The organism is Serratia grimesii NBRC 13537 (genome assembly GCF_001590905.1).
In the GTDB taxonomy this organism is placed as follows: Bacteria; Pseudomonadota; Gammaproteobacteria; order Enterobacterales; family Enterobacteriaceae; genus Serratia; species Serratia grimesii.
This window is the reverse complement of record NZ_BCTT01000003.1, coordinates 142,347-153,471: the sequence shown is the minus strand read 5'-3', so window position 1 is coordinate 153,471 and position 11,125 is coordinate 142,347. Positions and strand designations below refer to the sequence as shown.

Below are 11,125 nucleotides of genomic sequence, written 5' to 3'. Positions count from 1 at the left end.
GCATTTTACCGCCCACGCTTGCCAGACAACACCTGGGTTAATGCGATCTCATACCCGCTGCATTCATCAACAGGCGGAACATCGAAGCGACTGCAAACAGCCCCAGTACGCTGGCACTCCAGATCACGACCAGCCAGCCGATGCGTTTCCACCAGGGCGCCGGTGCGGGTGAGGTTTTATCCTGCATAGTTTCTTCCCTCATCAGTGATAACCATGTTCATGGCTGACCTTGCCGCGGAACACGTAGTAGCTCCAGAAGGTATAAACCAAAATAATTGGAATGATAAATAGCGCGCCCACCAGCATGAAACCCAGGCTTTGCGGCGGTGCCGCGGCTTGCCACAGGGTAATGGACGGCGGAATCAACAGCGGCCAAATGCTGATGCCCAGACCACTCAAGCCCAGAAATACCAGCAACAGAGTGAGCAAGAACGGCGAGTAATGCCCAGCATTTTTCACACCATGCTGGATGCCCCAGGCGCTGAGCAGTACCAATATAGGCACGGGCAGCAGCACAAACAGATTAGGTAACGTGAACCAGCGGGTGGCGATTTCCGGGTGAGCAATCGGCGTCCAGATACTGACGACTGCCAACACCAGCAGCAGGATCACCAGCAGCGGTGTTGCTAACCGATACATGCGTGCCTGCAAGTCGCCGGCAGTTTTCATCACCAGCCAAGTGCAGCCGAGTAACGCATAGGTCACCACCAGCCCCAAGCCGCAAAACAGCGCGAACGGCGTCAGCCAGTCGAGGGCGCCACCGGCATAGGTGCGGCCATTGACCGGGAAACCATTGATGATGGCGCCCACCACGACCCCTTGGCTGAAGGTGGCGAAGATGGAGCCCCAGATAAACGCCTTGTCCCAAATGTGGCGTTTTTCTGCCGTGGCCTTAAAGCGGAACTCAAAAGCTACGCCGCGGAAGATCAGGCCAAACAACATCAGGGTCAGCGGAATGGCCAGCGCGTCGAGGATTACCGCGTAAGCCAATGGGAAGGCGCCGAACAGCGCCGCACCACCCAGTACCAGCCAGGTTTCATTGCCGTCCCAGACCGGGGCGACGGTGTTCATCATCACATCACGGTCACCGCTGTCCTTAACCCAGGGGAACAGGATGCCGATACCTAAATCAAAGCCGTCCATTACCACGTACATCATGGTGCTGAACACGATGATCACAAACCAAATCAGCGGAAGATCAATGCCCATGCTCAGCTCCTGTCATCCAGAGTTTCTTTCACCGCAGACAGCGGACGTGCCGGTCGGCCTTCGGTGTCATCTTCGTGCACTTCATGCTGCTGCGGCCCTTTGCGAATCAACCGCATCATGTAGGAGTAACCCACGCCGAATACCGAGCAATAAACGATGATAAACGCCAATAAGCTGATGCTCATGTGCAGGTCGCCGTGTGCAGAAACGGCATCCTTGGTACGCAGCAGGCCATAAACGACCCACGGTTGACGTCCTATCTCGGTGGTGAACCAGCCCGCCAGCAGCGCCAGCAATCCGGAAGGCCCCATCCAAAGAATGAAATAGAGGAAGGGTCGGGATTGATATAACCCGCCACGCCAGCGTAGCCATAGGCTCCAGACCCCGGCGAGGATCATCAACATACCCAACGCCACCATAATGCGGAACGACCAGAACACCACTGTGGAGTTCGGACGGTCTTCCGGTGGGAAGGATTTCAGTGCCGGTACCTGTTCGGTCAGGCTGTGGGTCAGGATTAAGCTGCCGAGGTAGGGGACTTCCAGCTTGAAACGGGTTTCTTCACGCTGCATATCCGGCCAACCGAACAAGATCAGTGGTGTAGCTTCCCCCGGCGGGTTTTCCCAGTGCCCTTCGATGGCGGCAATTTTTGCCGGCTGGTATTTTAGTGTATTCAGGCCGTGGGCATCGCCGATCATCGCCTGTATTGGTGCGACAATCAGTGCCATCCACATCGCCATCGACAGCATTTTACGCATGGCAGGCGTGTCGCGACCGCGCAGTAAATGCCAGGCGGCAGAGGCACTCACGAAGAACGCCGAAGACAGGAAGGCGGCGGTTGACATGTGCAACAGTCGATACGGGAATGACGGGTTGAAAATTACTTTCAGCCAGTCGACCGGCACTACCTGACCGTTGATGATCTCGTGTCCCTGAGGCGTCTGCATCCAGCTATTGGACGCCAGGATCCAGAAGGTGGAAATCAGTGTGCCCAGCGCGACCATGCAGGTAGCGAAAAAGTGCAGGCCGGGGCCGACGCGGTTCCAGCCAAACAGCATGACACCCAGGAAACCTGCTTCCAGGAAGAAGGCGGTCAGCACTTCATACGTCAGCAACGGTCCTGTGATACTGCCGGCAAACTCGGAGAAGAAACTCCAGTTGGTGCCAAATTGGTAGGCCATAACCAGGCCGGAAACCACGCCCATGCCGAAGTTAACGGCGAAAATTTTTGACCAGAAATGGTACAGATCGCGGTAGGTTTCATTGCGCGTTTTCAGCCATAAACCTTCCAGCACCGCCAGATAACTGGCCAGGCCGATGGTAATCGCCGGAAAAATAATATGGAAAGAAACGGTGAAGGCGAACTGTATTCTGGCAAGTTCCAGTGCATCAAGACCCAGCATGGCGCCTCCTTGGGTTGAACATAAAATGGCCTCTTCAGTATAGCGGTAATTTTTCTGTGGAAAGCTTGGCGCCAAGTTAATCACGGAGTACAGTGACTATAATAGTGACAGTTATTTCACTTTTTTATATAACAGTTAGGGCCTATGACCAGATACGAGCAGCTTGCGCAACAGATTCGCGAACAGATCCAGAACCGGGTATGGCGGGCGGGGGATAAACTGCCATCACTGCGTGAAAGCGGTAAACGTGCAGGATTGAGTCTGATGACGGTGGTGCAGTCCTATCAACTGTTGGAGAGTCAGGGTTGGATCGTCGCGCGGCCACAGTCGGGCTATTACGTAGCGGCGCGTCCGCAACCGTTGCCACAGCCGGTGAGCGGCGAAAAAATGCTGCTGAGCGAGCAGGTGGACATCAACACTTTCATTTTTGATGTGTTACAGGCATGCAAAGATCCGGCTATTGTCCCTTTCGGTTCGGCGTTTCCTGACGCCACCTTGTTTGCTCAACCCAAACTGGCGCGGGCGTTGAGCAGCGTTGCGCGCAAACTTACGCCACACAGTTCACTGGCTAACTTACCGCCCGGTAATGATGCGTTACGGCGCCATATTGCCCAACGCTATGCTCTGAGTGGCATGCAGGTGGCACCGGACGAAATTGTGATTACCGCCGGGGCGATGGAGTCATTGAGTTTAAGTCTTCAGGCAGTGACTCAACCGGGGGATTACGTGGCGATTGAATCGCCGGCTTTTTATGGCGCATTACAGGCGTTGGAGCGACTGCGGCTGAAAGCAGTGGCGATCGCTACGCACCCGCAGGACGGTATCGATTTGGACGCGCTGGAGCAGGCATTGGAGCAGTACCCGATCAAGGCCTGTTGGCTGATGACCCACTTCCAGAACCCATTGGGTGCCAGCATGCCAGACGATAATAAGCAGCGGTTGGTGAGCTTACTGCGTGAGCGTCAGATTTCGTTGATCGAGGATGATGTCTACGGCGAGCTGTATTTTAGCGCCGAACGTCCGCAACCGGCCAAGGCGTTGGACAGTGGTGGACAGATCTTACACTGCTCTTCGTTCTCCAAATGCCTGGCTCCGGGCTTTCGTGTGGGTTGGGTGGCAGCGGGGCGCTATGCGCAGCAAATCCAACGGTTGCAGTTGATGAGCACCGTATCGACCAGCGTCCCTACACAGTTGGCGCTCGCCGATTATTTGCTGCACGGCGGCTACGATACGCATCTGCGGCGCTTGCGACGGTTGTTGGCACAGCGCCAAAGTATGATGCGCCAGGCTATCGCACATCATTTCCCACCCACAGTAAAAGTCAGCCAACCGGACGGGGGGTATTTCCTGTGGCTGGAGCTGGATCCGGCGTTGTCGTCGATGGAGCTGTATCAGCGAGCGCTAGCACTCGGGGTGAGTATTGCGCCGGGCAGAATGTTCACTACCGGCAACCATTTCAACCATTGCTTCCGTTTGAATGCCTCTTTTGACTGGAACGACAAGCACGAAGCGGCGATAAAAACCTTAGCCAAACTTATCCGGCAGCTTGAACCGGCAGACTGAGCAACACAGGCCAGCCGAGTTTCGCAATAGAAAAATTCATAATGCTTTTTCCGGCAATGGAATGCCGGTTTCGTTGTTAGACAGCCCTCCGGCCGCCCATTACTCTGCGATAAATTTTGTCACATTTTATCAACGGGTAGACAAGGGGCAGTGGTGAGCAGAATAAAAAATAAGATAAACAGGCTGTTGCAAAAACGTTTGGTGCCGTTGGCGTTGGTTACTGCAATAAGTCTTTCATGCAGTGCACAGGCGGAAACGCTGGCAGAAGGGATCACGCCGGCCAGCGATGCCAGCCTGGTACCGAACGCTGCCAAGCTGCGTAAAGACACCGTGGTGGCAGGTATCCTCGAGCCACAGGGTAATTTTAACCCTTATCTGTTCACCAACGGTTGGGATGAGAACGTCACCGACGTGATCTTCACCCGGCTAATTGGCCTGGACAGTGAAGGTAAACCGGTAGCGCGGTTAGCTCAATCCTGGCAGGTCAGCCCGGATAACCGGGTTTATACCATCAAGCTGCGCCCCAATCTGGTTTACAGCGATGGTTCACCCATAACAGCAGAAGACATCGCCTTTACGTTGACGCTGCTGCATGACCCGGCCTATGACGGTGAAACCGACATTACCCCGGCGCATATTCAAGGCGGCGCGGAATACAAAAACGGCACTGCGCCTGGCATCAGCGGATTGAAGGTGATCGACGATCGGACGATTCAGATCACCACCACCCAGCCGGGTGCCACCACGCTGCAACTGATCGGTGGGCCGGTATTGTCGAAAACGTATTACGGCAAGGACTATCAGCGCGGTAAGTTGGAAAGCGTTCGCGCATTGAATGGCAAGCCATTGGGCAACGGCCCTTATATTTACGACAAATACATTCCCGGGCAGGAGATTCGCTTCCACGCCAACCCTAATTTCTATCTCGGTCAGCCAGCGGTGGCGCGCTTTATTTACCGCGTTACCAACCCGGCCACCAACTTCCAGTTGTTCCAAACCGGCGAAACCGACTACGACGCCTTCACCTCAAAGCCCGATGATATTGAACAGCTGAAACTCTTGGGCTTTGCCAACATCAACTTGTACAGCTCAAGCGACTACAGTCGGGTGGATTTTAACGTGAAGCGCCCGGCGTTACAGGACGCACGCGTACGTCAGGCGCTGATCTACGGCCTGGACCGTCAGAAACTGATTACGGTGGTGTACCAAGGTTATGGCTCGGTGGCTAATCAGCCTATTTCTCCCGTTTCATGGGCCTATGATCCGCAGGGCATCAATCCCTACGCTTACGATGCCAACAAAGCGAAACATCTGCTGGATCAGGCCGGCTGGATACCCGGTGCAGACGGTATTCGTCAGAAAGACGGCAAAAAGCTGGAACTGACACTGTTGGTGACCAAAAAGTTGATTAACGATGCGCTAGTGCCCATTGCTAAAGACAACTATCGGCAGATCGGGGTGTTATTAAAGCCGCAGGTACTGGATTTCAATGCATTGTTGGCGCAACGCAAGGCGGGCAATTACGACCTGGCATCGCTGAGCACTAGTGGGTTGAATGACCCGCATGACGGGGTGCGTGACTTCATCAGTCAGATGAGTGAAACCGGTTATAAAAACCCGCAGGTGGATCAGCTGATTAGCCAGGCTAACGCCACGTTGGATATTGAACAGCGCAAGCCTTTGTACCATAAGCTGTATCAGGTATTGGCTGAGGATCCACCGGTGATCCTGCTGGGGAACCGTAAAGTCCTCAGTGCCAGCAGTGCCCGCGTCACCGGTTTTAAGCCGGATGTCTACAACGGTCTGACTGGCAGTTTACCGGACGTCAAACTGGCTCAGTAACGGCAATGCGCCGCCGCGCGATGTTGTGCGGCGGCGATGGAAAACACCATGAGAAATTTTATCCTGCGCCGTTTACTGCAAACCATTCCAATGATGTTACTGGCGTCGCTGTTGATTTTCTTCATCTTCGCGCTGACGCCCGGCGACTTTATTGATGGCAATATCAATCTGACCGCGGAGCGCGCCGCTGAGCTGCGGGCACTGTATGGGTTGGATCAACCGCTGTTTACCCGCTATCTGCATTGGCTCGGACGTCTGCTACAAGGCGATCTCGGCTTTTCGTTGCAGTACCAAATCCCGGTCAGTACCTTGCTGAATCAGTATATCTGGAATTCGTTCCTGCTGGCGTCAGTGGCGCTGGTTCTCTACTGGGGCATTGCGTTGGCGGTCGGTGTGGCCTCAGCGATGAAGCCCTATTCGCTGTTTGATCATCTGGTCACGGTGGCGGTGTTCGGCGCGATGTCATTCCCGACCTTTTTCCTATGCTTGTTGTTAATCAAATGGTTTGCCGTCGATCTGCACTGGCTACCGGCGGGCGGTATGCTGCGCACCGGCAGTGAGGCGACCGGATTGGCCTGGGTGGTGGAAGTGGCGGCGCATTTGTTGCTGCCAGTACTGGCGTTGGTGATGTTACAAGCGGGTACCCTGACGCGTTATTTCCGCGCCAGCATGCTGGATGTGATCCGCATGGACTATATCCGTACCGCCCGGGCCAAAGGTCTGAAGGAAAAAACGGTGATCGTCAAACACGCGCTGCGTAATGCGTTGTTGCCCATCATCACGCTGCTGGGTTTTGAATTACCGGCGCTGTTTTCCGGGGCGTTGATCACTGAAAAAATCTTCAACTGGCCCGGGGCGGGGCACATTCATATTGATTCACTGGCTGCGCGCGACTACCCGGTGCTGATGGGGTTTACGCTGTTTCTGGCGGTGCTGACCATTTTGGGCAATCTGCTGGCGGACATTCTGTACGCCTATGCCGATCCGCGAATTCGTTTGAGGTGAACATGTTGGCAACGCTGTTTTTTGGACGCCGTCGCCGCTGGCGGCAGGCGCAACTCCCCGCACTGGCGCAAGTGTCGCCGCCACCGGCAGCACAGGCCTGGCAACGGCTGCGGCGCCACCGCTTGGCGATGGCCTCGCTGCTGTTGCTGTTGATACTGGCGGTGCTGTGCATTTTCGGGCCGATGCTGTCGCCCTGGCAAGACGATGCCGGCGATGCGCTAAACATCAACCATGCGCCTAATGCCGAACACTGGCTAGGCACCGATTTTCTCGGTCGCGATATTTATACTCGTCTGTTGTTGGCGGGCCGTATCTCGCTGACCATCGGTCTGGTATCCATGCTGCTGTCCGTCACGCTTGGTTACTTGCTAGGAGCGCTGTCAGGCTATCTGGGCGGGTTGGTAGATAGGCTCATCATGCGCTTTGCCGATCTGTTGATGACCATTCCCAGCTTGCCACTGCTGATTATCATGGGGGCTATGTTGTCCGAACTGGATGTTTCGCCGGACTACCGCATTTACATGGTGATGATCATGCTCAGCCTGCTGGGATGGCCATCGCTGGCACGGTTGGTGCGTGGGCAGATCCTGTCATTGCGAGAGCGTGATTTTATGTTGGCGACAGAGGTTTTGGGTCTGTCCACACGCCGACGTTTGTTCGGTCATCTGTTGCCGAATACCATTCCTATTTTGGTCGTGGTGGCGACCATGGGTGTCGCCAATGCCATTCTCAGTGAGTCAGCGCTCAGTTATCTGGGGCTGGGTGTGGTGCCGCCGACGCCGTCATGGGGCAATATGATGGATGCTGCCAACAGCCTGATTGATTTTCAGCGTCGCCCCTGGCTATGGATGCCGCCAGGTCTGGCCATTTTTATCACCGTAGTGGCTATTAATATTCTGGGTGACGGCCTACGGGACGCACTCGATCCGAAAATGAAAGGGGTGAGACGATGAGCCGACCACTGGTGGCATTTAATCAACTGTCGGTGGCTTTCAATGGCGAGCAAGGGCGGGTTCGTGCGGTACAGCAAGTGAGCTTTGAATTGCATGCAGGACAGACGCTGGGAATCGTCGGTGAGTCCGGTTGCGGTAAAAGCGTTACTGCTATGGCGCTGATGGGGTTGTTACCGCAGCCGCTGGCACAGATAGACGGCGGTGAAATCCATTTCGACGGGCAAAACTTGCTCAAACTACGTCCGCAACAGATGAGTGATTTGCGTGGCAACCGACTGGCAATGATATTTCAGGAGCCGATGAGCGCACTGAACCCGGTACTGACGATCGGCGAACAGTTGGTGGAACCGCTGATTCGTCACCATGGTACTTCGCCGAAGGCGGCCTGGCACGAGGCGACGGCACTGATTACTGAGGTCGGGCTGGCGCGAGCGGAGCAGTTGATGACCCGTTATCCGCACCAGCTTTCTGGCGGTATGTTACAGCGCGTTATGATCGCCATGGCTATCAGTTGTCGGCCAGCCTTGTTGATTGCTGATGAGCCGACCACGGCGTTGGATGTCACCGTGCAGGCGCAAATTTTGGCGCTGCTGCGTGAGCAAACCCGCAAAAATAACATGGCGATGATGCTGATCACCCATGACCTTGGCGTGATAACCCAGATGGCCGATCGACTGGTGGTGATGTATGCCGGACGGATTGTCGAGCAGGGAGATACGCGTGAGGTGTTAGCTAACCCACAGCATCCCTATACCCAAGGATTAATGGCTTCACGACCGGTAGCTGGACAGCGGCGGCGCAGATTGTACTCGATCCCCGGCCAGGTGCCGGATCTGGCCAATCTGCCCGATCACTGTGCGTTTGCCGATCGTTGCACTCAGGCCAGTGCACGTTGCCGTGACGGCATTCCCCCTCTGTACGGTACTTTGCAGCGCCAGTCCGCCTGCTTTATCAACGCGGGAGCGCATTTCCATGCCGTCTGATTTTTTGGTGGAAGTGAGAGGTTTGAAGAAGCATTTTCCGTTACGTGAAGGGGTGTTTGGACAAACAACCGGACAACTGCGGGCGGTGGATGATGTCAGCTTTGGTATTCGCAAAGGCACTATTTTCGGCCTGGTCGGTGAGTCAGGGAGTGGGAAAACCACCGTGGGTCGCACGTTGCTGGGTCTGTATGACAAAACTGCCGGTGACGTGTTATTCAACGGTGAGGCGCTGGATAAACTCAGTCCTCGCCAGTTGCGTGCCATGCGCCCGAAGATGCAGTTGGTGTTTCAGGACCCTTACAGCTCGCTAAACCCGAGGATGCGTATTGGCGATGCGATTGGCGAAGCCCTGTTGCAGCATGGGCTGGTGCATAAAAGCGCATTGCGTGACCGGGTGATCGACACGATGGAGATCTGCGGATTATCGGCGCAACAGTATGGGCGTTTTCCGCATGAGTTCTCCGGTGGTCAGCGTCAACGTATCGGTATTGCGCGCGCGCTGATCTTGCAGCCGGAGTTTATCGTCGCCGACGAGCCGATTTCGGCGCTTGACGTTTCGATCCAGGCGCAGATCATCAATCTGTTTTCTGATCTCCAGGAGCAGCAAGGGGTCACCTTCCTGTTTATTTCACACGATCTTGGAGTGGTGGAGCATCTATGTCAGGACGTGGCGGTGATGTATCTTGGTCAGATTGTTGAGAGCGCCGATCGCGATAGCCTGTTTCGCCAGCCTCGGCACCCTTATACGCAGGCGTTGTTAGCGGCGGTACCCAGTCTGGATCCTTCACGGCAGCCGCAGGCGATGGTCCAGGGGGAGCTGCCTAACCCTGCACAACCGCCGCACGGTTGTCGCTTTCACACTCGCTGCCCGCTGGCTACCGCACAATGCCGGGAATTGGCCCCGGCGTTACGTACGGTGGCACCGGGGCACCGGGTGGCTTGCCATTATGCCGAGTGACTTAGGCCAGATAATGCTTCAGTGCTCGCCCGGCCTGATGGATAGCTGAATGCACTGCTGGGACATGGGCGATGGGGTTCAGCAGGCCATAATCGTGGATCAGGCCATTGTAACGGGTGGAGGTGACTTCCACCCCGGCAGCGTTCAGCAGTCGGGCATAGGCTTCACCTTCATCACGCAGAACATCCAGTTCAGCGGTCTGTACCAGCGCTGGCGGCAGGCCTTTTAACTGTTCCAGCGTAGCGTTGAGCGGTGAGGCGTAAATCTCCTTACGCTGCGCTTTATCGGTGGTGTAGTTGTCCCAGAACCACTTCATCATGTTGCGGGTCAGGAAGTGGCCTTCGGCAAACTGGTGATAAGAGTCGGTATCAAAGCTGGCGTGCGTCACTGGCCACAGCAGGATCTGAGTGCGCAGCGCCGGAGTGCCTTTTTCTTTGGCCATCAAGCTGACCACCGCTGCCATATTGCCGCCAACGCTGTTGCCGACCACGGCCAACCGCGTGCCATCAACGTTGATTTTCTCGCCGTATTCAGCCACCCATTCGGTGGCGGCATAGGCCTGATTGATGGCGGTCGGGTAATGGGCTTCCGGCGAGGGAGTATAGTTGACGAATACCGCGACCGCGCCAGAACTGTAGACTAAATCCCGTACCAGCCGTTCATGGGTAGGGAAGTCACCCAGCACCCATCCGCCACCGTGGAAGAACATAAATACCGGTAGCGCTTCTTTGACCTTGGCTGGTCGCACGATGTGCAACAGGATGTCCTGTCCCTCAACATGAATAGTTTTCTCACTGATCTCGACCTCGCGAAGCGGCACGTCGACACTGCGTTGTGCACCCTCCAACACCTTACGCGCTTCTTTTGGTTTCATCTCTTCCATCGGCTTGCCGCCACCGGCATTCAACGCGTCCAGAAAGGTACGGATATCGTACTGTGCTGCCGGTTGGGTTGGATCTACAGTTTTTTTAGACATCATGGCTCCTCAAGCGCTTTGCGGTCGAGATCACAGTGTAGTCGAACGGCTGGTGTTTGCTGGCCGTACAGCACGCAGTGAAAAGACGTGTTGCGCCACGCTTTTCGCCGCCAGAGTTTGACTTTTCAGCAGGGCAACGATACTTTTTAATTATCGATGGAACACGTGTTCCATTGGCGGTAATCACCGGAGGCCCCGGTGCATCTCTTTTATCGGTCAACGCCGTGCAGGAA

The 11,125-nt window shown here is 55.5% G+C and carries 10 protein-coding genes; 6 read left to right on the top strand and 4 right to left on the bottom strand.

The genetic code is table 11. The features are described 5' to 3' along the window. Positions 1 to 37: 37 nt before the first annotated feature. From SGR01S_RS23600 to SGR01S_RS03060, 3 genes are read right to left on the bottom strand one after another with little or no spacing between them, the layout of a single operon-like run. Entirely contained in the window at positions 38 to 187 is a 150-nt protein-coding gene (locus SGR01S_RS23600; RefSeq protein WP_073963403.1) for a DUF2474 domain-containing protein, read from the bottom strand. Between the two features lie 14 nt (positions 188 to 201). Further along, positions 202 to 1,209 (bottom strand): cytochrome d ubiquinol oxidase subunit II, encoded by a 1,008-nt coding sequence (gene cydB, locus SGR01S_RS03065; protein WP_061806488.1) that lies wholly within the window; start codon positions 1,207 to 1,209, stop codon positions 202 to 204. Between the two features lie 2 nt (positions 1,210 to 1,211). After that, the gene (locus SGR01S_RS03060; RefSeq protein WP_037419213.1) at positions 1,212 to 2,612 is read right to left on the bottom strand and encodes a cytochrome ubiquinol oxidase subunit I; all 1,401 of its coding nucleotides are present in this window, start codon (positions 2,610 to 2,612) and stop codon (positions 1,212 to 1,214) included. Positions 2,613 to 2,756: 144 nt separating this feature from the next. Here SGR01S_RS03060 and SGR01S_RS03055 point away from each other — a divergent pair, with 144 nt between their 5' ends. The 6 genes from SGR01S_RS03055 (at position 2,757) to SGR01S_RS03030 (ending at position 9,916) form a co-directional block, all read left to right on the top strand. Next, positions 2,757 to 4,175 carry an aminotransferase-like domain-containing protein gene (locus SGR01S_RS03055; protein ID WP_061806487.1) on the top strand — a complete coding sequence of 473 codons (1,419 nt, stop codon included), beginning with the start codon at positions 2,757 to 2,759 and terminating at the stop codon, positions 4,173 to 4,175. Positions 4,176 to 4,328: 153 nt separating this feature from the next. Continuing rightward, positions 4,329 to 6,017 carry an ABC transporter substrate-binding protein gene (locus tag SGR01S_RS03050; protein WP_061806486.1) on the top strand — a complete coding sequence of 563 codons (1,689 nt, stop codon included), beginning with the start codon at positions 4,329 to 4,331 and terminating at the stop codon, positions 6,015 to 6,017. 48 nt (positions 6,018 to 6,065) lie between these two features. Next, positions 6,066 to 7,022 (top strand): ABC transporter permease, encoded by a 957-nt coding sequence (locus SGR01S_RS03045; RefSeq protein ID WP_037419221.1) that lies wholly within the window; start codon positions 6,066 to 6,068, stop codon positions 7,020 to 7,022. A gap of 2 nt (positions 7,023 to 7,024) precedes the next feature. Next, positions 7,025 to 7,975 carry an oligopeptide ABC transporter permease gene (gene opp4C / locus SGR01S_RS03040; RefSeq protein ID WP_061806485.1) on the top strand — a complete coding sequence of 317 codons (951 nt, stop codon included), beginning with the start codon at positions 7,025 to 7,027 and terminating at the stop codon, positions 7,973 to 7,975. Beyond that, entirely contained in the window at positions 7,972 to 8,958 is a 987-nt protein-coding gene (locus SGR01S_RS03035; protein ID WP_061806484.1) for an ABC transporter ATP-binding protein, read from the top strand. Before opp4C ends, SGR01S_RS03035 begins: the two co-directional genes overlap by 4 nt. After that, positions 8,948 to 9,916, top strand: coding sequence for an ABC transporter ATP-binding protein (locus SGR01S_RS03030; RefSeq protein ID WP_061806483.1), 969 nt, complete (start codon positions 8,948 to 8,950; stop codon positions 9,914 to 9,916). Before SGR01S_RS03035 ends, SGR01S_RS03030 begins: the two co-directional genes overlap by 11 nt. Position 9,917: 1 nt before the next feature. On the opposite strand, the gene SGR01S_RS03025 is transcribed toward SGR01S_RS03030, so the two are convergent. Further along, a complete protein-coding gene (locus SGR01S_RS03025) occupies positions 9,918 to 10,892 on the bottom strand; it encodes an alpha/beta hydrolase (protein ID WP_061806482.1) in 975 nt (324 codons plus the stop codon). Positions 10,893 to 11,125 lie beyond the last annotated feature (233 nt).

Coding starts and splice junctions, on each gene's coding strand:
- SGR01S_RS23600 (WP_073963403.1), bottom strand. CDS start 187: ATGCAGGATAAAACCTCACCCGCACCGGCGCCCTGGTGGAAACGCATC.
- cydB (WP_061806488.1), bottom strand. CDS start 1,209: ATGGGCATTGATCTTCCGCTGATTTGGTTTGTGATCATCGTGTTCAGC.
- SGR01S_RS03060 (WP_037419213.1), bottom strand. CDS start 2,612: ATGCTGGGTCTTGATGCACTGGAACTTGCCAGAATACAGTTCGCCTTC.
- SGR01S_RS03055 (WP_061806487.1), top strand. CDS start 2,757: ATGACCAGATACGAGCAGCTTGCGCAACAGATTCGCGAACAGATCCAG.
- SGR01S_RS03045 (WP_037419221.1), top strand. CDS start 6,066: ATGAGAAATTTTATCCTGCGCCGTTTACTGCAAACCATTCCAATGATG.
- opp4C (WP_061806485.1), top strand. CDS start 7,025: ATGTTGGCAACGCTGTTTTTTGGACGCCGTCGCCGCTGGCGGCAGGCG.
- SGR01S_RS03035 (WP_061806484.1), top strand. CDS start 7,972: ATGAGCCGACCACTGGTGGCATTTAATCAACTGTCGGTGGCTTTCAAT.
- SGR01S_RS03030 (WP_061806483.1), top strand. CDS start 8,948: ATGCCGTCTGATTTTTTGGTGGAAGTGAGAGGTTTGAAGAAGCATTTT.
- SGR01S_RS03025 (WP_061806482.1), bottom strand. CDS start 10,892: ATGTCTAAAAAAACTGTAGATCCAACCCAACCGGCAGCACAGTACGAT.